The 20133-nt window shown below is 63.8% G+C and carries 18 protein-coding genes; 1 reads left to right on the top strand and 17 read right to left on the bottom strand.

Annotation, left to right across the window (positions count from 1 at the left end):
• Positions 1-4: 4 nt before the first annotated feature.
• From LB571_RS23390 to LB571_RS23330, 13 genes are all read right to left on the bottom strand, one after another.
• Positions 5-2965, bottom strand: coding sequence for a bifunctional [glutamine synthetase] adenylyltransferase/[glutamine synthetase]-adenylyl-L-tyrosine phosphorylase (locus LB571_RS23390; protein WP_224598312.1), 2961 nt, complete (start codon positions 2963-2965; stop codon positions 5-7).
• Complete coding sequence (locus tag LB571_RS23385; RefSeq protein WP_224598309.1) at positions 2965-4440, bottom strand: ATP-binding protein; 1476 nt, start codon at positions 4438-4440, stop codon at positions 2965-2967. Before LB571_RS23385 ends, LB571_RS23390 begins: the two co-directional genes overlap by 1 nt.
• An 8-nt stretch (positions 4441-4448) precedes the next feature.
• Entirely contained in the window at positions 4449-5123 is a 675-nt protein-coding gene (locus LB571_RS23380; protein ID WP_041163488.1) for a response regulator transcription factor, read from the bottom strand.
• Positions 5124-5477: 354 nt separating this feature from the next.
• Positions 5478-7028, bottom strand: a complete 1551-nt coding sequence (locus tag LB571_RS23375; RefSeq protein WP_140618544.1) for a Do family serine endopeptidase — start codon at positions 7026-7028, stop codon at positions 5478-5480.
• Between the two features lie 132 nt (positions 7029-7160).
• Positions 7161-7628, bottom strand: a complete 468-nt coding sequence (locus tag LB571_RS23370) for a cytochrome c-type biogenesis protein (RefSeq protein WP_015318621.1) — start codon at positions 7626-7628, stop codon at positions 7161-7163.
• Positions 7625-9610, bottom strand: coding sequence for a heme lyase CcmF/NrfE family subunit (locus LB571_RS23365; protein WP_140618548.1), 1986 nt, complete (start codon positions 9608-9610; stop codon positions 7625-7627). The genes LB571_RS23370 and LB571_RS23365 overlap by 4 nt, the downstream gene beginning before the upstream one ends.
• Positions 9611-9642: 32 nt before the next feature.
• Positions 9643-10086, bottom strand: coding sequence for a cytochrome c maturation protein CcmE (ccmE, locus tag LB571_RS23360; protein WP_015318623.1), 444 nt, complete (start codon positions 10084-10086; stop codon positions 9643-9645).
• Between the two features lie 8 nt (positions 10087-10094).
• Positions 10095-11231, bottom strand: coding sequence for a c-type cytochrome biogenesis protein CcmI (gene ccmI, locus LB571_RS23355; protein WP_224598306.1), 1137 nt, complete (start codon positions 11229-11231; stop codon positions 10095-10097).
• Positions 11232-11352: 121 nt separating this feature from the next.
• A complete protein-coding gene (locus LB571_RS23350; protein WP_041163489.1) occupies positions 11353-11793 on the bottom strand; it encodes a hypothetical protein in 441 nt (146 codons plus the stop codon).
• Between the two features lie 186 nt (positions 11794-11979).
• Positions 11980-13368, bottom strand: a complete 1389-nt coding sequence (locus LB571_RS23345; RefSeq protein WP_015318626.1) for an ATP-binding protein — start codon at positions 13366-13368, stop codon at positions 11980-11982.
• Between the two features lie 28 nt (positions 13369-13396).
• Positions 13397-14062, bottom strand: coding sequence for a response regulator transcription factor (locus LB571_RS23340; RefSeq protein ID WP_015318627.1), 666 nt, complete (start codon positions 14060-14062; stop codon positions 13397-13399).
• A 78-nt stretch (positions 14063-14140) separates the two neighbouring features.
• Positions 14141-14440, bottom strand: a complete 300-nt coding sequence (locus LB571_RS23335; protein WP_015318628.1) for a hypothetical protein — start codon at positions 14438-14440, stop codon at positions 14141-14143.
• Between the two features lie 170 nt (positions 14441-14610).
• The gene (locus tag LB571_RS23330) at positions 14611-15018 is read right to left on the bottom strand and encodes a DUF3168 domain-containing protein (RefSeq protein ID WP_015318629.1); all 408 of its coding nucleotides are present in this window, start codon (positions 15016-15018) and stop codon (positions 14611-14613) included.
• Positions 15019-15340: 322 nt separating this feature from the next.
• Between LB571_RS23330 and LB571_RS23325 the strand changes: the two genes are divergently transcribed.
• A complete protein-coding gene (locus tag LB571_RS23325; RefSeq protein ID WP_224598304.1) occupies positions 15341-16129 on the top strand; it encodes a 2-keto-4-pentenoate hydratase in 789 nt (262 codons plus the stop codon).
• On the opposite strand, the gene LB571_RS23320 is transcribed toward LB571_RS23325, so the two are convergent.
• From LB571_RS23320 to LB571_RS23305, 4 genes are all read right to left on the bottom strand, one after another.
• The gene (locus LB571_RS23320; RefSeq protein ID WP_140878512.1) at positions 16126-16941 is read right to left on the bottom strand and encodes an ABC transporter permease; all 816 of its coding nucleotides are present in this window, start codon (positions 16939-16941) and stop codon (positions 16126-16128) included. The two genes, LB571_RS23325 and LB571_RS23320, sit on opposite strands and share 4 nt — an antisense overlap.
• A complete protein-coding gene (locus tag LB571_RS23315; protein ID WP_015318632.1) occupies positions 16941-17774 on the bottom strand; it encodes an ABC transporter permease in 834 nt (277 codons plus the stop codon). The genes LB571_RS23320 and LB571_RS23315 overlap by 1 nt, the downstream gene beginning before the upstream one ends.
• Positions 17775-17796: 22 nt before the next feature.
• Entirely contained in the window at positions 17797-18909 is a 1113-nt protein-coding gene (locus LB571_RS23310; protein ID WP_224598302.1) for an ABC transporter substrate-binding protein, read from the bottom strand.
• A 70-nt stretch (positions 18910-18979) separates the two neighbouring features.
• Positions 18980-20074 (bottom strand): ABC transporter ATP-binding protein, encoded by a 1095-nt coding sequence (locus LB571_RS23305; RefSeq protein WP_140618557.1) that lies wholly within the window; start codon positions 20072-20074, stop codon positions 18980-18982.
• Positions 20075-20133 lie beyond the last annotated feature (59 nt).

Below are 20133 nucleotides of genomic sequence, written 5' to 3'. Positions count from 1 at the left end.
TTGGTCACGACCCTCCGGCACGAAGCAGAAGGTCGAAATCCTTCCTGACCTTTTGCGACGTCTCCTTGAGATGTGCTTCCAGCACACCGAAATCCGGCAGGTCGGTGACCGCCAGAAGCAGATCCGAAAGCCCCGGCGGAACGTCGTCACGTTCGAATGGTCCGGTGAGGCACAGCCGCGTCATCTGGGTCAGTGCCAGATAAAGGGAGTAAGCCTCGCCAAGGTCCTGCCGGATCACGGCATTGGCGAAACGGGGCGTCAGACGAGACAGGATCTCGGCCGTACCGGTGGCGCGTGGCCCGGCCTCGACCTGCCCAGTGATGACAGCCACCTGGGCGATGAATTCGAGATCGATCAGACCGCCCGGTATGAGCTTGATGTCCCACAGGTCGCGGGGCGGTTTTTCCTGCTCGATCATGGTGCGCATGTCGGAAGCTTCGGTTTTCACCTTCGCCGCGTCGCGCGGCTGGCCGAGCAGCGCGGCGACTTCCGTTTCCACCTCGGCGCAGAGGTCGGAGTGGCCGGCAATCGGCCGCGCCCGCGACAGCGCCATGTGTTCCCACGTCCAGGCTTCCTGGCGCTGGTATTTCTTGAAGGCATCGATATGGGTGGCGACCGGTCCCTTGTTGCCGGACGGCCGCAAACGCAGGTCGAGCTCGTAAAGCACCCCCTCCGCCGTCGGCGCCGATACCGCGGATATCAGCCGTTGTGTCATGCGGGTGTAGTAGTGCGACGGCGCCAGCGGCTTTTCACCATCGGAGTCCTCGGCGTCCGCGTCGTGATCGTAAAGCAGGATGAGATCGACATCCGATCCGGCTGTCAATTCGCGGCTGCCGAGCTTGCCCATGCCGAGCAGCGAAACCACGCCACCGGCGATCGTGCCGTGGCGCACCGCGAATTCGGCGATCACCGCTTGCAACGCCGCCGCAATGGTCAGGTCCGCCAGATCGGAGAAAGCGCGGCCGGCGCGAGCTGGGTCGATCGAGCCCGCGAGCAGCCGCACACCGATGAGGAATTTCTGTTCGGAAGCAAATATGCGTAAGCGATCGAGCACGTCCTCATAGGCCCTGTCGCCCTCGAGAAAGGCGGAAAGCCGCCCCGAGAGATAGGCGCGGTCTGGCAGCTCGGTCAGCAATGCCGGGTCGAGCAAGCCGTCGAAGACATGCGGCCGGCGAGTGATGATGGCCGCCAGCCTTGGTGCCGCGCCCATGATCGTCGCCATCAGCTTGAGCAGTGCGGGATTCGACTGCAGCAGCGAAAACAGCTGGATGCCGGCCGGCAGGCCGGCGAGGAACTCGTCGAAACGGACCAGCGCCTCGTCGGCCCGGCGCGTCTGGCCAAAGGCCTTGAGCAGTGCCGGCGTCAGTTCCGTCAGCCGCTCGCGCGCCTCCGCCGACTGGGTGACGCGATAGCGGCCGAAATGCCAGCCGCGGATGACACGGCAGATATCGCTCGGCCGCTGAAAGCCGAGGCCGTGCAGGGTCTGCAGCGTGTCCGGGTCGTCGACGTCACCGGTGAAGACCAGGTTGCCGATGCCGGCCGAAAGCTCGGGCGCGGTTTCGAACAGCGCCGCATAGTGGCGCTCGACCTGCTGCAGCGAGGCACGGAAGGCCCCGGCGAACGCGGCGGCGTCGGCGAAGCCCAGCATGCGGGCGATGCGCTCCAGCCCTTCATCGTCTTCCGGCAGCGTGTGCATCTGCTCGTCGGCCACCATCTGGATGGCGTGTTCGACCCGGCGCAGGAACCAGTACTGGAGGGCGAGTGCGTCTCTTGCGTCTGATGTGATCCAGCCTCGGGCCGCGAGCTGACCGAGCATCGGCACGGTTTCGCGGCCGCGCAGCTCCGGAAAGCGGCCGCCGGCGATGAGCTGCTGGGTCTGGACGAAGAACTCGATCTCGCGGATGCCGCCGCGCCCGAGCTTGACGTTGTGCCCCTTCACCGCGATCTCGCCATGGCCCTTATGGGCATGAATCTGGCGCTTGATCGAATGGACGTCGGCAATCGCCGCGTAATCCATGTATTTGCGCCAGATATAGGGCTGGAGCTCCTTGAGGAAGGCATCGCCCGCGGCGAGATCGCCGGCCACCGGGCGGGCCTTGATCATCGCGGCACGCTCCCAGTTCTGGCCACGCGCTTCGTAGTAGCGAAGCGCGGCTTCAACCGGGATAGCCAGCGGGGTGGAGCCGGGATCGGGACGCAACCTCAGATCGGTGCGGAAGACATAGCCGTGCTCGGTGCGGTCCTGCAGGATGCGAACCAGCCGGCGCGTCAGGCGTGAGAACAGGTCGGTGGCGTCGAGAGGATCGACCACGGCGGGTGCCTCCGGATCGAAGAACACGACGAGGTCGATGTCGGAGGAGAAATTCAGCTCATGCGCGCCGAGCTTGCCCATGCCGAGCAGGATCCAGCCCGATCGATGCGAGGGGTTGTCGAGGTCGGGCAGCTTGAGCTTGCCCTGGCCATGCGCGTCACGCAGCAGGAAATCGACTGCCGCGCGGGTGCAGGCGTCGGCGAGATCGCTCAACCGCCTTACGGTCAGCGAGGTTTCGGCCTCGCCCGAAAGATCGGCGAGCGCGATCAGGAAATGCGCCTCTGCCTTATGCCGGCGCAGCGCCATCATCAGGCCGGATTCCGAGACCGTTTCGGCCAGCGGCGCCTTGTCGATCGCGGCGGTGATCGCCTTCAGACGGGCCTCTACCGGCAGGTCGAACAGCCCGTCCAGGATTTGCGGCCGGCGGCGCGCCGTGTCGCGCAGGAACGGCGAAAGGTCGAAGACAGCGGCGAGGAGATCCTGCGCCTTCCCTTTGCCGGCCAGGAATTTGGCCACCCGTGTCAGCCCCTCTTCGCGCGCTGCGTCCGCGATTTCGGCCAGCTCCTGTCGTGCCCGGGCTTCGTCGAGCGGGACAAGCGGGGTTTCCAGGCTGAGCAGCCAGTCTGTCTTGCTCCGCTTGGCAACGGCCGCCATCAGTGATCCTCGCGTGCCGGGAAACTCATGACCACGGATAGTCCTGGATTGCCAGGCAGCAGGTCAAGCCGGCCGTAATGGAATGTCATGACCGCCTTGGCGAGACTGAGGCCAAGGCCGGAACCAGGCTGCGAACGGCTCTTCTCCAGCCGCACGAAGCGCTCCGTCGCCCGGGCGCGATCGGCGTCGTCGGGAATGCCCTGGCCATTGTCCGTGACGGAAAGCCTGATCTCGCCATGCGTGCGTTCGAGCTTTACACGGACCGCCGGCTTGGACGTCGAATCGGTCGAGTACTTGATCGCATTGTCGACGATGTTGGAGAGCGCCTGGCCGATCAGCTCGCGGTTGCCGTCGACGACAAAAGCACCGTTCACCTCGGTGTCCAGCGAAACGCCAGCCTCCTCGGCCACCGGCTCATAGAGTTCGACGACATCACGAACGGCCACCGCCAGATCGACGCGGCTGGTGTGCTCGGAAGAATAGCCCGCCTCCAGGCGGGAGATCATCAGGATGGCGTTGAAGGTCTTTATCAACTGGTCGGACTCGGCGATGGTGCCTTCCAGCGCCTGTCGATAATCCGATGTCTTCTGCTTGCCGGAAAGCGTCGCTTCGGCCCGGTTGCGCAGCCGGGTCAGCGGCGTCTTGAGGTCATGCGCGATGTTGTCGGAAACCTGCTTGAGGCCTTCGTTGAGTGTGGCGATCCTGGCCAGCATGGCATTGAGGTTTTCCGAAAGCCGGTCGAACTCGTCGCCGGCGCCGGTCACCGGCAGCCGGCCGGAGAGATCCCCGCCCATGATGCGCCGGCTTGCCTCCGATACGCCATCGATACGCTTCAGCGCCGCGCGGCCGACAAAGAACCAGATCAGGATGCCACCCAGGGCCATCATGCCGAGCGCCAGCATCAGCGAACGGCGGATGACGGCACGGAACCGCTCCGGCTCGCCGAGATCGCGGCCGACCAGCATGATCATCTGGTTCGGCAGCCGCAGCACCAGGGCAATGGCGTTGTGGCCCTTCTCGCCCTGCGCTTGCGTGTCGCTCTGGTCGGGCTGTGCGGTCCCCTTGTCGGCAGGCAAGTTGCGTAGACGGTCGAGTTCTCCCTCGCCAAAGCGCTGATAGGAAAAAGGGCTGGTGGTCCAGCCTTCGTTTTCGAGAACGCCCGGCTCGAGGCTCTGCACGTTACCGGTCAGGATCTGGCCGTTGGCATCGGCGATCAGATAGAGATTGGCGCCGGGCTGCCGCGAGCGGGCCTCGACCACGCGGACCAATACGGGAAGGCCACCGCGCTGATAGGCGCGGGCAAGGCCGAGCACCTCGTCGTTGATGGTCTCCTGCGTCTGCCCGGTCAGCATGCGCGCCGAGAGCGAAGTCATATAGAGGACGAGCAGCACCGCACAGAGCGCGAAGAGCAAGAGATAGAGCGCCGAAAGCCGCGCGGCCGTCGTCTTCATGATGGCGGGCACGGAAAGCGCCATGCCGCCGCCTAGCCGCCCTTCAGCATGTAGCCGGCGCCGCGAACGGTATGCAGGATCGGCTTGTCGAAGCCCTTTTCGATCTTGCCGCGCAGCCGAGAGACGTGGACGTCGATGACATTGGTCTGCGGATCGAAATGATAGTCCCAGACATTTTCGAGCAGCATCGTGCGCGTCACAACCTGGCCGGCATGGCGCATGAGATATTCGAGCAGGCGGAATTCGCGTGGCTGGAGCGTGATCTCACGGCCCGCCCGGCGGACAGAATGCGATAGCCTGTCGAGTTCAAGATCGCCAACCCGGTAGACGGTCTCGGCCTCCTTGGCGCTGGCGCGTCGGTTGAGCACCTCGACACGAGCCAGAAGTTCGGAAAAGGCATAGGGCTTGGTTAGGTAATCGTCACCGCCGGCGCGCAGGCCGGTGACCCGGTCATCGACTTCGCCCAGCGCCGAAAGGATGAGCACCGGCGTCGTGTTGCCCCTGGAGCGGAGGGCGGCAATAACCGACAGGCCGTCGCGGCGCGGCATCATCCGATCGATGACCATCACATCGTAGTCACCCGCATCGGCAAGCGCGAAGCCGGTCTCGCCGTCACCCGCAACATGCGCGGTATGACCGGCTTCGGTGAAGGCTTTCTGCAGATAATCCGCAGCCTCGCGATCGTCTTCTATGACGAGAATCTTCATAGGGCCGTTATACGCGATTTCGCTTGAAGGTTGAGTAGCCGGCATCTGCATTTTAGCCTTTGCCAAAGCGCATCGCGATCAAGACGATCGAGAGCGTACGCGATAAAATCTTTGTTCCGTGGCGTCGTTAGGCCGAACATGCCAGTTCCCGGTCATGTCGTTACCTGCAACCCGGGACCAACCGGCATCGGGCACGAGGGCCTGAGTGGGCAGCCACATACGGGCGCGGCAGCGGGCGATGGGAAGCCCGCTGCCGCTGAAGGAGAGCGCGATGACTGACTAACGGGCTCTCCTTCTTACTTTCCCCATGCGGCGACTCGGGGGTGTTGAAACCGCCGCATTGGAAAAGTCGTCTCAGCCCTTGGCCACCGGCACCGCGACGAATCGGTTGTTGTCGTCACGGGTGATCTGCATCAGCACCGCCTTGCGTCCGGATTTGACCGCATCGGCCATGGCCTTGGTGACGTCTTCGGTGCCATTGACCTCCGCCGAGTTGACCGCGGTGATGACGTCGCCCGGCTGGATGCCGCGATCGGCGGCGGCGCTGTCGGGGTCGACGTCTGTCACCACCAGACCCTTGCCGTTTTCAGACTTGGTGACGGTGAGACCGAGATCGGCCAGCGTGTCAGGCTTTGCCGGAGCGGCAGGCTGCTGTTGCTGGTCGTTCGAGGCCTGCTTGTCGCTCGCCGGCAGTTTGCCGAGATCGACCTTGACCGTCTGGCTCTTGCCATCGCGCCAGACCGTGACATCGACCGACTTGCCTGGCGAATAGGCGCCGATCAGGCGGGCGAGTTCCTTCGGCGACGCAACATCCTTGCCGTCGACCTGGGTGATCACGTCGCCGGCTGATATGCCGGCCTTCTTGCCGGGGCCATCGTCCTGGGCGCTCGAAACCAAGGCGCCATTGTTGGACTTCAGGCCGAGCGACTCGGCGATGTCGGAGGTGACCGGCTGGATTTCGACGCCCAGCCAGCCGCGCTGCACCGCACCGCTCTTCATCAGGTCCCCGACGACCTGCTTGGCGGTCGAGGCCGGAATGTCGAAGGCGATGCCGACGCTGCCGCCGGAAGGCGAGAAGATGGCGGTGTTGATGCCGACCACCTGGCCGTTGAGGTTGAAGGTCGGGCCGCCTGAATTGCCGCGGTTGACCGAGGCGTCGATCTGGAGGAAATCGTCATAGGGGCCGGCGCCGATATCGCGGCCGCGCGCCGAGACGATGCCAGCGGTGACGGTGCCGCCGAGGCCGAACGGATTGCCGACAGCCACGACCCAGTCACCGACACGAACCTTGGAATCGTCGGCGAAGTCGACATAGGTGAACTTGCCGCCACCATCGACCTTGAGCACGGCGAGATCGGTGCGCGGATCGGTGCCGACCAGCTTGGCATCGAGTTCCTTGCCGTCATTGGTCACAACGGTGAAGGCGGTGCCCTCTTCGACGACGTGGTTGTTGGTGACGAGGTAACCGTCTTCGGAGATGAAGAAGCCGGAGCCCTGCGCTACCGGGCGCGGCTCGCCATTGTTGCGGTCGCGATGACCGAAGCGACGATGACCTTCGTCGTTCTGGCCGCCCTGGTCACCAAAGCCGCGGAATTCCTTAAAGAAACGACGCAGCTGCGGATTGTTGGGAAGATTGTCGAGGCCGTCCTGATCGTCGGAGCCATCATCGGCGGTCGGCTGGATCTTGGCCTTGACCTTGACGCTGACCACGGCTGGCGACACACGCTCCACGACATCGGCGAAGCTCGGAACCTGCGGGGCCTCGACGCGCACGGCGTCAGCGAGAACGGGGCTGGTTCCGCTGGTCAGCGCGCCAACGCCGATCGCACCGGCGACCGCGATAGACGCGGCAGCAGCCAGAAGACGCTTGCGGGTGCGGAAATATGAATCGGGGGCAATATTCATGGATCTCTTATCCTCTTTCAAGCGGACGCGCCTTGATCGGCATCCTCAAGGAACGAGAATTAGGGAAGCGCACATTACGACGCCATTTCCGGCACATGAAACTTTGGTAATGTTGGCGGGCGACGGCAGCCGTCAGTCGCGGCGGAGGATCGCGTCCAATGCGGCCTGCTCTTCGACCGAAAGCGCTGCCGTTGCCGGAAGCCGGCGCGACCGCGCACTGAGCACTATAAACACGCCGCCGGCCAGAAGCAGGAGAACCGGCGTGCCCCACAGCAGCGCGTTGCGCAGATCGAAGCGTGGCTTCAGCAGCACGAACTCGCCGTAACGCGAAACCACATAATCCATCACCTGCCGGTCGGTATCGCCCGCGACAAGGCGTTGTCGCACCAGGATACGCAGGTCCCTGGCAAGGTCCGCGTCGGATTCGTCTATCGACTGATTCTGGCAGACCATGCAGCGCAGGCCTTCCGACAGCGCCCGCGCCCGCGCCTCGAGTGCCGGGTCGGCCAGCATCTCGTCGGGCTTCACCGCCATTGCCGTTCCGGCGAAGAACAATGCCAGCAACAGGACTATCGACGTCACCGAAAGCCTTGCCCTCATGGCAGGCCCGCCGGCGCCACCGCCTGCTTGCGACGGCGCGAAGGCGCGCCGACCCGCAGGCGCCTGTCCATCAGCGACATGGCCGCACCCGCCATCATCACCAGGCCGCCGCCCCAGATCAGCGTTACCAGCGGCTTCCACCACAGACGCACCACGACCGAGCCGTCCTTGCCCTCGTCGCCGAGCGAAATGTAGAGCTGGGAAAGGCCAATAGTCTTGATGCCGGACTCCGTCGTCGTCATCTGCCGCACCGGATAGAAACGCTTGGCGGAGCTGACTTCGCCGACAGGGCTGCCGCTGACGCCGATCAGCTCGAAACGCCCGCGATCCTCGCTGTAGTTCGGTCCCTGTGCAGGATAGAGCCCGACGAACCGCACCGTGCGGCCGGAGATTTCGACGGTTTCACCAGCATGCATGGACAGGATCTTCTCCGTCCCGAAGCAGAGCGTGCCAACAATGCCGAGCACGGTCAGGCCGAGGCCAAGATGCGCGAAAGCAGTCCCGAAGACCGAGCGTGGCAAACCAACCAGACGCCTGACCATTGTCGGCGCGGCGACATTGCCGACCCCCGCCTTGGTGGCGAGGTCGGTCAGCGCGCCAAGGATCAGCCAGACGCCGAGGCCGACGCCAAGCGCGGCAAGCACCGAAGCGCCGTCGATGAACAGGACCGTAACCAGCGTCGCTAGAAGTGCGGCGGCGAACGCGGCCATCAACCGCTGCGCAACGCCGAAGACATCGCCGCGCTTCCAGGCCAGCAGCGGCCCAAAGGGAACCATCACCAGCAGCGGCACCATCAGCGGCGCGAAGGTAAGGTTGAAGAACGGCGCTCCTACCGAAATCTTGTCGGCCGAAAAAGCCTCGACCGCCAGCGGATAGAGCGTGCCGACGAGCACCGTGGCGGTCGCAGTGGTCAGAAACAGATTGTTGAGGACGAGCGCGCCTTCACGCGAAACCGGGTGAAACAGGCCGCCTGCCGTCAGCTTCGAGGCGCGCAGCGCAAACAGCGCCAGCGAGCCACCGATGAACAGCGTCAGGATGCACAGGATAAAGACGCCGCGCGTCGGATCGGTGGCAAAGGCGTGGACGGAAGTCAGGACGCCCGAACGCACCAGGAAGGTGCCGAGCAGCGACAGCGAGAAGGTGAGGATGGCGAGCAGCAGCGTCCAGATCTTCAACGCCGAGCGCTTTTCCATGACGATGGCCGAATGCAGCAGCGCGGTGCCAGCCAGCCACGGCATGAAGGAAGCGTTCTCGACCGGATCCCAGAACCAGAAACCGCCCCAGCCGAGTTCGTAATAGGCCCAATACGATCCCATGGCGATGCCGCCGGTCAGGAACATCCAGGCGACCAGCGTCCATGGCCGCACCCAGCGCGCCCAGGAGGCATCGATGCGACCCTCGATGAGGGCGGCGACCGAGAAGGAAAAGCAGATCGAGAAGCCGACATAACCGAGATAGAGCATCGGCGGGTGAATGGCGAGGCCAAGATCCTGCAGGATCGGGTTGAGATCGCGGCCTTCGATGGGCGCCGGATTGAGCCGGATGAAGGGATTGGAGGTCACCAGGATGAACAGGAAGAAGGCAGCGCCAATAGCGCCCTGCACGGCGAGCACATTGGCGCGCAGCGTCGCCGGCAAGTTGGAGCCAAAAGCGGCGACAAGCGCGCCGAAGAAGGTCAGGATCAGCACCCAGAGCAGCATCGAACCTTCGTGATTGCCCCAGGTTCCAGTGATCTTGTAGATCAGCGGCTGCAGCGAATGCGAGTTCTCCCAGACGTTCGCCAGGGAAAAATCAGAGCTTGCATAGGCGCTCGCAAGGGCCGCGAAGGATAGCGCCGTCAACGCGAAACCGGTCACCGCGACCGGACCGCCGACCGCCATCAGGCGCTGATTGTTCAGCCGCGCGCCAAACAGCGGCACGATCGTCTGCACCAGTGAAAGCGCGAACGCCAGAACCAGGGCGAAATGTCCGGTTTCAACCATTCGCGCGACTCACGCTTGCTCTTCCGCCAGAGTTACTCACTCTTGCTCTCCTGCCAGACGCCCTTGGCCTTCAGGCCGTCGGCTACTTCCTTGGGCATGTAGCGCTCGTCGTGCTTGGCCAGAACGCTGTCGGCGACAAAGACGCCGTCAGGGCCGAAGGTACCCTCGGTGATGACACCCTGCTCTTCGCGGAAAAGGTCGGGCAAGATGCCGGTATAAGTCACCTTGACCGATTTGTGGGTGTCGGTGACCGAAAAGGCAACCGTTGCGCCCTGGCCGCGCTGGATGGTGCCTTTTTCGACCAAACCGCCGAGCCTGATGCGCTGGCCCGGCTGAACGCTGGCGGTGGTCAGATCGGCCGGCATGTAGAAATAGGACGCCTTCTGGCCAAGCGCATAGAAGGTCAGCCCGGTGGCGGCACCCAGAAAAACCAATCCGCCCGCGATGACCGACAATCGTTTCTGCTTGCGCGTCATACCCAATTCTACTCCGTCGCCGTCAAGCCGAGCGAGGCGGCAAAGGCGGTGAATTTCTTGGCTTCGTCACTATCGGCGCCAAAGACCGCGATGGCGCGGCCCAGCGCATCGCGCGCCTGATCGGCCTTGCCCAGCACGACATAGGAACGAACCAGCCGCATCCATCCTTCCGGGTCGCGCGGATTTTGACGAAGTTTGTCGTCCAGGCCGGCGACCATGGTGTTGATCATGGCTTCCCTGTCCTGCTGCGACATGGAGGACGCCGCGTCGACATCGGCGGCATCGGGGCCTTTCACGGTCGTGCCGGAGGCGACTTCCGGGCCGCCGGATTTGGCCAGCGCCTGTTCGACAGCGCCGCGCCACGGCGAATCCGGCGGCAGTGTACCAAGCATAGCCTGCCAGGCCGCGGCCGCTTCCTTGCCACGGCCCTCCTGCGCCAGTGCCATGGCCAGATAGAAACCGGCTTTCGCATTGGCCGGGTCAAGCTTCAAGGCCGCCTCGAAGGCATCCTGGGCATCGGCCGAAACAATGCCGCCCGCCGCACCGGCGATCGCCTCGCCGAGACCGGCCTGACGGACAGCGCTGTCGCCGTCCAGGCGAATGGCGTTGCGGTAGGCCGCCGCGGCGTCGGCAAAGCGCTGCATACGCAGATAGACCGGCGCCAGCACGTCCCAGCCCCTGCCGTCGGAAGGATTGGCGGCAAGATGGGCCTCGGCGCGCGCCACCAGCTCATCGACCGAACTGTCGGCGGGGTTCTTGGCCAACCGCTCACTGAGCGGCTGCGACGGCAGGTCAGGCGAGCCGATCTGACTGTAGAGCCCCCAACTGACCAACGGAACCGCCAGCACCGCAACGGTCGCGACAAGCCGTACGGTGCCCGATGACCTGCCGGACGCCTTGGCCGCCATATCCGCGTTGCCCAGGCGAAGGATGCGGCGGGCGATCTCGGCGCGCGCCTCGGCCGCTTCAGCGTGCCCGATCAAACCGCGCCCGGCATCGCGGTCGAGTTCGGACAGTTGATCGCGATAGACTTCCAGATCGTGATCGCCACTCGATGATGCGCCCTTGGAGGCACCAGCCAACGGCAAAAGCACCGCCAGGCTGGCGCCCAGCGTGAGAATTGCGGCTATGACCCAGAACAGCATGGTTCTTCCAATAACGGCAGAGCCCTGCCCTGCCAACACAGGCATCCTGCGACGCTTTGACGGCACGCGCCGAATGTCGCGATCGAAATCCACCGGCCGGATCGCAACGAGACCCGGCTGGCTAGGTCAATGGCGTCCAACTGCCGTCGGCATTGCGGCAGGCTGTTCCGTGCGCCGTGACGCTGGCGCCGCCCGTGAACACCGTCTGTGTGTATTGGCGGCAATCCTGCGAACCGACGCGGTAAGGCTGGGCAGGGACGACCTCGCCATAGCGTGAGGCCTGATCGCCCTTCCAGGTCACCTTCTGGCCGCTGGTGTTGTATTCGAGCGCCTTGTATTCGGCCTCGAGCGCGCTGCGCTTCTCCGTGTCGCTCAGACCGTTGCCGATCGACCCGCCAATGAGGCCGCCGCCCATGGCGGAGATGATCGACTTGGTAACGACCTTGCCGCCGGCCGGAGGCGTCGAGGCCGGTGTCGCCGCCACGGTCGGACCCTTGCCGCTCAAGGTGGTGCAGCCCGACACGGCCAGCAATGCGGAAACAAGCGCGACGCGAATCTTCATGCCAACAACCGGTTTTCTTGAGTTGGAGCCTGCCATGGATGCGCCGGGGGCCGCGTCATCGGAGAAGTAGGCGTGGCCATAGTGTTGATATTTGTCGGAAATTTGGCCACTGGCGGCTGCTCTGGGGTCAATCGATATGCCGCCACAAGATGCGCCTTCCATTGCTGCCGATTGGCCTGGGTAGCATTACTGCAGGCTCCGCAATCGCACCGTCGCCTTCAGTCCGCCCATGCCGGACCGCTCGAGTGCCAGGACGCCTCCATACTCGTTGACGAGATCGGCGACAATGGCAAGGCCCAGGCCCGTCCCAGGCTTGGTCTCATCGAGGCGCCGCCCTCGCTTCAGCGCTTCACGGGCCCTATCCTCGGGAATCCCCGGTCCGTCGTCCTCGATGCTGATCTCAAACAGGCTCTCATCCTTGCCGGCCAAGGGCACGACCGAGATCGCGACAGCACTCCTTGCCCATTTCACCGCATTTTCGAGAAGATTGCCAAGCAGTTCCTCGAGGTCCTCGCGTTCGCCGGCAAAGACGATCTCGGTGGCCGGCAGCGACAGCGACAGGCTGGTCCGCGGGTTCAGCTTCTGCAAAACGCGCACCATGCGCTGCACCAGCGGTGCCACCGGCGTGCGATAGACGACGCTGTCGCGCTGCGCCGCGACGCGGGCACGCTGCAGGTAATGGTCGATCTGCTTTTGCATGGAGGCGGCCTGCTCGGCGATCAACTGTCCCTTGGCGCCGCCAAGCGCCCGGCCCTCGTTGAGCAGAACGGCAAGCGGTGTCTTCAGGGAATGGGCGAGGTTGCCGACCTGGGTGCGCGAGCGCTCGACGATGCGTTTGTTATTTTCTATCAAGGCGTTGGTTTCGTTGGCTAACGGTTCGATCTCGGCCGGGAAACGGCCGTCGAGCCTCTGTGCGGTGCCCTCGCGCACCATGGCGAGTGCGTTCCGGACCCTGCGCAACGGCTGCAGCCCGAGCAGGATGGCGATGGCGTTGATGGCGATCATGCCGATGCCGAACAGGCTGAGATAGGTCAGCAGGCGGCGCTGGAACGTTCCTATTTCCTGCTCCAACTCGGTCTTGTTGCCCATGACGCGGAAGCGCGCGGCGCGGTTCTTCGCGTCGAGAACGAATTCGCTCTCGAACACGACCAGCTCCTCGCCATTGATGCCTTGCGCGGCATAGCTGCGCTGGAAATTGGCGTTGAAGGGAACATCCGCCACGTCCGGCGACGGGATGGTCCGGGTCATGGACGACGAGTGAAGATCGCCATGCACGCCTTCCGAGGCGGGCTCGACGGACCAGTACCAGCCCGAATTCGGTTCCGAGAAACGGAGATCGCCAAGATCGGGGGAGCCGGTCAACGCGCCGCTGTCGGAGATGCCGATGGAGCCGATCAGGTTGAACAGATGCGCCGACAACAGGCTGTCGAAGCCCCGCTCGCTGGCCTGTCGGTAGAGCGTTGTGATCAGGGTGAAGATGACGACCAGGGTCAGGATCGCCCACACGGTGGAGAAGGCGATGACGCGGAACGTCAGCGAGCGCGGCCACGCGCGCAGCGAGAGCCGTCTGCCCACGGCCGGGTTGGTGGGGAGCGGTTCCGCCTTACGCCTCCGGCTCGCGCATGCGGTAGCCCATGCCGCGTACGGTTTCGATCATGTCGATGCCCATCTTCTTGCGCAATCGTCCGACAAAGACCTCGATGGTGTTGGAATCGCGGTCGAAGTCCTGGTCGTAGAGATGCTCAACCAGTTCGGTGCGCGAAACGACCTCGCCCATGTGGTGCATCAGATAGGCAAGCAGCCGGAATTCGTGCGAGGTCAATTTCAGCGGCACGCCGTTGACATCGGCCTTCGAAGCCTTGGTGTCGAGACGCAGCGGCCCGCAGGTCAGTTCCGACGAGGCGTGGCCGGCCGCGCGGCGGATCAGGGCCCTGACGCGCGCCAGCACCTCCTCGATGTGGAACGGCTTGGTGACGTAGTCGTCGGCGCCGGCGTCGATGCCGGAGACCTTGTCGCTCCAGCGGTCACGCGCGGTCAGGATCAGCACCGGCATCTTGCGGCCGCCGCGACGCCAGCGCTCGACCACGCTGATGCCGTCCATCTGCGGCAGGCCGATGTCGAGCACAACGGCATCGTAAGGCTCTGTGTCGCCGAGGAAATGGCCCTCCTCGCCGTCGAAGGCACGATCGACGACATAGCCGGCATCGACCAGCGCATCCGAGATCTGCCGGTTGAGATCCTTGTCATCCTCGACGACGAGTACGCGCATACGGGGACCAATGCCTGTTGATTGAAGATTTCAGATATAGGCCGATTCCGCTGGCCTGGGAAACGGAGGGAAGACCGGTCAGTTCTGCGGAACGACGATTTCGGAGCGGCGCGGACGTTGTCCGTCCTTGCCGGGCACGAGCACGACGATGACGCAGACCGGCTGGCCGCCACGCGTCGATGCCGAAGCCTTGGCGAGCGTTCCGCCATTCTGCTGAGCCACCTGCTGACCGATCGCATAGCAGTCGGATGCAGCCAGGACGATTGGGCTGGCCTGGTCGGGCTCGATGACCGGTATCGCCATTGCCTGCGACGCAAACAGCCCGGCGGCACTAAGCGCCAGGGTCGCGGTTCGGAAATGGGAGCGAAGCGTTTTCATGACCCGCGTTGTAACGCATCGGTGCTGAACGTGAAATGAACAGTGAACGGCCCTGAAACCATGCTCGCCACACCCCTGCAACGCGAGACAGACATCTTGGATTTCACCGCCCCCCAGTGAAACCCGCGAAAGCTCAGTCTAGACTCCGTTTTGGTGATATTGAAAGTGCGTCAGGCGTTTTCCTGCGTCAGCGCACGGAATCGCAGCAGGCCATGGTGGACAAGGAGTTCCTCATCGTAACGCGCCTCGCTGAATTCCAGCGACAGCCGCGTCTGGCCACGCGGGCCTATAACCAACACCGCTCCGGCAAGCCGCGCCTTGATGGCATCCATGATCGCCCGGGTCTCGGCCTCGCCATGCGCCTTCGACCAGACATGCAGCGTGATCAGCTGGTCGTCGTTGTTCTCGGCGCCGGTGTCCCAGTCAAAGGCAGAAGTCTGGCCTGAAGTCACATAGGGAAAGGCGACGTTGTCGGTTGCCCGCTCGAGCAGTCCGGCGCCGCCCAGCAGCGCCGACAGCGACGCATCGCTTTTCAGTCTTAGAAACAGGGCCTGCTGCAAATCGCCGGGCGCGGTCATCGTCCATTTCCTCAAGCCGTTGCGCCACCGACAATGCTTTTCCAAAGCCTGCCCATGTCCGCATCCCTTCTCAGATATAGCGGTTCGCCACGCGAAGACGATGGCGATTCGTCATCGGAATCATGAACGCCGATGATCTCGAAAATACGACTTGCCGACAATCTCGTCAGTCGGCGCGATAGGGCCTGGCAAATTGACCATGAGCTTGCCTCTGCTTGTCTGGTCACGCGATCTTGCCCCATATAGGCTGGTCCATACGACGGAATGTTCCTTGCCGGCTTGGCCGGACAGAGGAGCATGTTCCCGATTTCCGGAGCTGACCATGCTCGATCCAGAAAAGGCCAGGGCCGCGTCACGTCTGCTGGTAGGCCATTGGGACAATGGCACCCATGTCGACGCCATACCCGAGGAACTGCGGCCGAAAACGCGCACCGAAGGTTACGCCATCCAGTCGCATGTCATGGAGCATTCGGCGGCCCCGCTTTTCGGCTGGAAGATCGCGGCAACCAGCCTGGCCGGTCAAAGGCATATCAACGTCGACGGCCCGATGGCCGGGCGTCTGCTCGCCGAAAAAGCGGTCGAGGTCGGCGGGATCGTCTCGCTGGCGACGAGCAAGATGCGGGTCGCCGAGGTCGAATTCGCGTTCCGTTTCGGCCGCCAGATCCCACCTCGCGCCGCACCTCATGAAATCGCTGACGTGATGGACGCCGTGGCGACCCTGCATCCGGCGATCGAAATACCGGACTCACGATATGATGATTTCTGCGCTGTCGGCGCGCCGCAGCTGATCGCGGACAATGCCTGCGCCAATCTGTTTGTCATCGGCCAGCCTGCCGAAGACGATTGGCGCGACGTGAACCTGGCGGAGTACCCGGCGACCGGTCTCGTTTCGGGTAAGTCGCGGCACGACGGAACGGGCGCGGCTGTCCTCGGCGACCCGCGTATCGCGCTGACATGGCTGGTCAATGAGCTGTCGCGGCTTGGCATAGCGCCCCAACCGGGACAGGTGGTGATCACCGGAACTTGCGTGACACCGATCAGCGTCGCCGCCGGTGACGAAGTCATTGGCGATTTGGGCAGGTTCGGCAAAGTCTCGGTGCGATTCGTCTAGACCGGCTTGCTCCCCCGGTTCAGCCTGACCACGACGCTCCTCACCGCCAGAACCAGCACGGTGATGATGATCAAAATCACCGACAGGGCGGCGATCGCCGGGTCGATGTTGTCACGTAGTCCCATCCACATCAGGCGCGGCAGCGTGATGGCGTTGACCGAGGTGATGAACAAAGTGACGCCGATCTCTTCCCAGGACAGCACGAAGGACAGCAGCGCCGCGGTGACGATGCCGAATTTGATGTTGGGCATGATGACGCGCGTGGCGCGCGCCCAGACACTTGCGCCAAGCCCCCGCGCGGCAAGGTCGATGCGTCGGTCTAGCTGGCTGAGCGAGACCAGGATCAGCACCGTCGCGAACGGCACCGTCATCACCGAATGCGCCATGGCAACGCCGAGCCAGGTATCGTAGCCGAAGAAGGAACTGACGCCCGAGATGGAGGTGAGCAGGAAGTAGAGCGTGACCGCCGAAACCACCGGTGGCACCACCATCGGCAACAGCACGAAGCCGACGAGGGTCGCGGTGAAGCGCGGCTGGAACATCCAGACGCCGAGGCTGAAGCAGAGCGCCAGCACAGTTGAAATGGCGCTGCTGACGATGCCGATGCGGATCGAAAGCAGGATCGACTGGAGCCAGCGCGGATCCTCGATCAACGATCGGTAGTGGCGCAACGACAATTCGCCCGTCGGCATCGCCAGCATGCGGCTCGGCGTCAGCGACACGGGGATGACGGCCAACAGCGGCAACAGCAGGAACAACGCCACCAGGGCGGCAATAACCAGGGAGACAGGACCGGGGCGATAAGTCGGCATCAGATCAGCTGCTTCGGTCTGACATAACGGAACAAGAGCGCCATCAGCGCGCCGACGAACAGTACCAGCACGACGCTGATCGCAGCCCCCAGCCCCCAGTCCGGGCTCTGGAATATCCTGAGATAGATCAGTTCGGCGATCATGACGCTGCGCCCGCCACCGAGAATCGCCGGCGTGACGAAGAAACCGAGCGAGAAGACGAACACGATCATCGCGGAGCCGATAATGCCGGAGCGCGTCATCGGCACGAACACCGTCCAGAAGGTGCGCATGCGGCTGGAGCCGAGGCCGCGCGCGGCGAGCAGAACACGCTCGTCAAGGCTGCGCATGGCCGAAGCCAGCGGAAAGACGGCGAAAGGAATGAGGAAATGCGTCATGCCGACAATGACGCCGAATTCGTTGCGTACCAAAGTCAGCGGTTCGGAGATAAAACCGATCGACTGCAGCCAGGTGTTGATCAGGCCGCGATTGGACAGCAGTGCCACCCAGCCGAAGGCGCGTGTCAGCACCGAGATCCAGAACGGCACCAGGATGCAGAATTCGGCGATGAGGCGCTGCGCCGGGCTGCCGCGAACCCAGACGACCGTAATAGCATAGGCGGCGGCGACCGACACTATAGTGACGATCGCGGCGATGCGCAGCGTGCGGATGAACACCGACTGGACCAGATCGTCGGTGAGCAACGCCTCGTACTGGCCAAGCCCGGGCGTCGGCAAGGTGAAACTCCATTTCACCACGCCGAGAAATGGCCAGGCATAGGCAAGGCCGAGAAAAAGGAGCAGCGGCGCCATCAACAGCGCCGCGCCCATCCTGTCGGAGAGAACGCCTCTCATGTTAGATCAGCATCGCCGCCGGTCAGGCGGAGATGATCTTGGTGTATTCGTCGAGCGCCGGCCCATAGTTCTTGGCGTACCAGTCCATGTCGAGCGGGATCTGCTTCTTCATGTTCTCGGGATCGACGGGGTTGATGCGCTTCTTGTCGGCGGGGATCAGCGCGTCGGCCGCCGGATTGGCCGGACCCTGGCCGAGCTTGTCGAACATGACGAGCTGCTTTTCCGGATCCTGGGCGCTGGCGATGAACTTCATCGCCGCATCCTTGCCGCCGGGGTTGTTCTTGAGCACGGCCAGTGCGCCGGGCGAGATCAGGCCCTGGTCCCAGATGAACTTGATCTTGCCGCCGGAATCCTGCTCGATCAGCGAGGCGCGCGTCGACCAGACGATCGCCATGGAGGCTTCGCCATTGAGCAGCACGCTCTGGCTCTCGGCGCCGCCGCCCCAATAGGCGACGACGTTTTCCTTGAAGGCTGATATCTTGTCATGCGCACGTTTTAGGTCGAGCGGGTAGAGCGAAGCCGGCGCGATGCCGTCGGCCAAAAGGGCCGCTTCCCAGCTCGACACGCCCCATTTGTAGAGCGAACGCTTGCCCGGGAATTTCTTCACATCGAAGAAATCGGCCATGCCAGTCGGTGCATCCTTGCCGTATTTCTCGGAATCGTAGGCGATGACATAGGAGAAGAAATAGGTCGAGGCGGCATAGTCCCAGCCGAAGCCCGGCCGCATCTTCTTTTTGTCGACGATGTTGTAGTCGATCGGCTCGAGCATGCCTTGCGCGCCGAGCGCAATGGCCGAGAACGGGTCGACGTCGACCAGGTCCCAGGTCGGGGCGCCGCTCTTGGATTGCGCGGCGATCGCGCCTTCGGTCGGGCCCGACCCGTCCATCTTGACGGTGATACCGGTATCCTTGGTGAAGGCCTGGCCATAGGCCGCGTCGTAGGCCGTGATGGCATCGCCGCCCCAGTTGACCAGCACAAGTTCCTTTGCTGCGGCAAAGGCACCGGTCGAGCGCAGCAGCATCGGCGTGCCGGCGAGCACGAGGGCAGCGAGTTGCGTGAACTGCCGACGCGAGATCTCGCCGCGTCTCGTTCTTTCGGACAGCGTTTCGATGGCCTGTTTCTTGGTGTCGTTCATGTCAGTTCCCCTTTGTTTTCGTTGATTTTGATTCCGGAAGCCGGTGCGGCTGATCAGGCCGCGCCGGCGCTCATTGTCCTCCGTCCGGAAGGAGGAAACCCTTTTCCGCCGGCCATGTCAGCCACACGGAATTGCCCTTGCTGAGCGCCGCCGCCGCGACCTCGTTGGGCACCGAGACGGTGACTTTGGCACCTTGGCGCGTGGTGAGGTCGAGCTTGGTCGCCGCACCCAGGTAGGTCGAGGCGATTGCCGTCGCGGCAATGCCGTTCTCTCCGGCGGCAGCCTCGCGCGCTATCGACATGTGTTCGGGCCGGATCGCCAGGATGGCGTCGCCACGTACCTTCTCAGCCTTGCAGTGCATGCTGACCGCGCGGTCCTCACAAAGGCCCGTCGAGCCGTTGTCGACGGCCTTAACCCCCTTCAGCGGCAGCATGTTGATCTCGCCGAGGAACTCGGCGACGAAGCGATTGTCCGGCCGGTCGTAGACCTCGTCCGGCGCGCCGACCTGCAGCAGTTTGCCATGATTGAATATGGCGACGCGCGAAGACAGCGCCAGCGCCTCGCTCTGGTCGTGGGTAACGAAGACGAAGGTGGTGCCGGTCTCCTGGTGCAGGCGCTTCATCTCTGCCTGCATCTGGCCGCGCAGGCTCTTGTCCAGCGCCGAAAACGGCTCGTCGAGCAGGAGCACGCCCGGCTCGAACACCAGCGCCCGGGCCAGCGCGACGCGCTGCTGCTGGCCACCGGAAAGCTGCGAGGGCAATTTCTTCTCGTGGCCGACCAGACCGACGCGCTCGATCATCTCGCCGACACGCTTCTTGATCTCGGCGGCCGATTTCTTGCGGACCTTGAGCGGGAAGGCGATGTTGGCCTCGACGCTCATATGCGGAAAGAGCGCATAGCCCTGGAACACCATGCCGGCGGCACGCTGCTCGGCCGGGCGGTCGGTGATATCGGCGCCGTCGCTGAAAAGCCTGCCCTCGCTCGGCTGCACGAAGCCGGCCAGGATCATCAGGAAGGTGGTCTTGCCGGAGCCGGAGGGCCCAAGCAGCGTCAGGAATTCGCCGCGGCCTATGTCGAGCGTCAGATTGTCCAGCGCACGGAACGAGCCGAAGCTCTTGCCGATCCCGATTGCCTTGATCTCTGCGGCCCGGCCGGGTTGCTGCATCCTGCCTCTATCCTTACCGTTGAGCCAAATCGTAGGCAGGGCGGAAGCTCACCGCAACC

It is taken from the genome of Mesorhizobium sp. BR1-1-4 (assembly GCF_020165375.1).
In the GTDB taxonomy this organism is placed as follows: domain Bacteria; phylum Pseudomonadota; class Alphaproteobacteria; order Rhizobiales; family Rhizobiaceae; genus Mesorhizobium; species Mesorhizobium australicum.
Note: the sequence above shows the minus strand (reverse complement) of the source record. Positions and strands in the feature narration are given on the sequence as shown.

Excerpts from the sequence above, each read along its gene's own strand:
- LB571_RS23305 (WP_140618557.1), bottom strand. The coding sequence starts at position 20,074 with ATGCAGCAACCCGGCCGGGCCGCAGAGATCAAGGCAATCGGGATCGGC.
- LB571_RS23315 (WP_015318632.1), bottom strand. The coding sequence starts at position 17,774 with ATGAGAGGCGTTCTCTCCGACAGGATGGGCGCGGCGCTGTTGATGGCG.
- LB571_RS23375 (WP_140618544.1), bottom strand. The coding sequence starts at position 7,028 with ATGAATATTGCCCCCGATTCATATTTCCGCACCCGCAAGCGTCTTCTG.
- LB571_RS23365 (WP_140618548.1), bottom strand. The coding sequence starts at position 9,610 with ATGGTTGAAACCGGACATTTCGCCCTGGTTCTGGCGTTCGCGCTTTCA.
- LB571_RS23325 (WP_224598304.1), top strand. The coding sequence starts at position 15,341 with ATGCTCGATCCAGAAAAGGCCAGGGCCGCGTCACGTCTGCTGGTAGGC.
- LB571_RS23385 (WP_224598309.1), bottom strand. The coding sequence starts at position 4,440 with ATGGCGCTTTCCGTGCCCGCCATCATGAAGACGACGGCCGCGCGGCTT.
- LB571_RS23350 (WP_041163489.1), bottom strand. The coding sequence starts at position 11,793 with ATGAAGATTCGCGTCGCGCTTGTTTCCGCATTGCTGGCCGTGTCGGGC.
- LB571_RS23390 (WP_224598312.1), bottom strand. The coding sequence starts at position 2,965 with ATGGCGGCCGTTGCCAAGCGGAGCAAGACAGACTGGCTGCTCAGCCTG.
- LB571_RS23380 (WP_041163488.1), bottom strand. The coding sequence starts at position 5,123 with ATGAAGATTCTCGTCATAGAAGACGATCGCGAGGCTGCGGATTATCTG.
- LB571_RS23340 (WP_015318627.1), bottom strand. The coding sequence starts at position 14,062 with ATGCGCGTACTCGTCGTCGAGGATGACAAGGATCTCAACCGGCAGATC.
- ccmI (WP_224598306.1), bottom strand. The coding sequence starts at position 11,231 with ATGCTGTTCTGGGTCATAGCCGCAATTCTCACGCTGGGCGCCAGCCTG.
- LB571_RS23335 (WP_015318628.1), bottom strand. The coding sequence starts at position 14,440 with ATGAAAACGCTTCGCTCCCATTTCCGAACCGCGACCCTGGCGCTTAGT.
- LB571_RS23370 (WP_015318621.1), bottom strand. The coding sequence starts at position 7,628 with ATGAGGGCAAGGCTTTCGGTGACGTCGATAGTCCTGTTGCTGGCATTG.
- LB571_RS23310 (WP_224598302.1), bottom strand. The coding sequence starts at position 18,909 with ATGAACGACACCAAGAAACAGGCCATCGAAACGCTGTCCGAAAGAACG.
- LB571_RS23320 (WP_140878512.1), bottom strand. The coding sequence starts at position 16,941 with ATGCCGACTTATCGCCCCGGTCCTGTCTCCCTGGTTATTGCCGCCCTG.
- LB571_RS23330 (WP_015318629.1), bottom strand. The coding sequence starts at position 15,018 with ATGACCGCGCCCGGCGATTTGCAGCAGGCCCTGTTTCTAAGACTGAAA.
- ccmE (WP_015318623.1), bottom strand. The coding sequence starts at position 10,086 with ATGACGCGCAAGCAGAAACGATTGTCGGTCATCGCGGGCGGATTGGTT.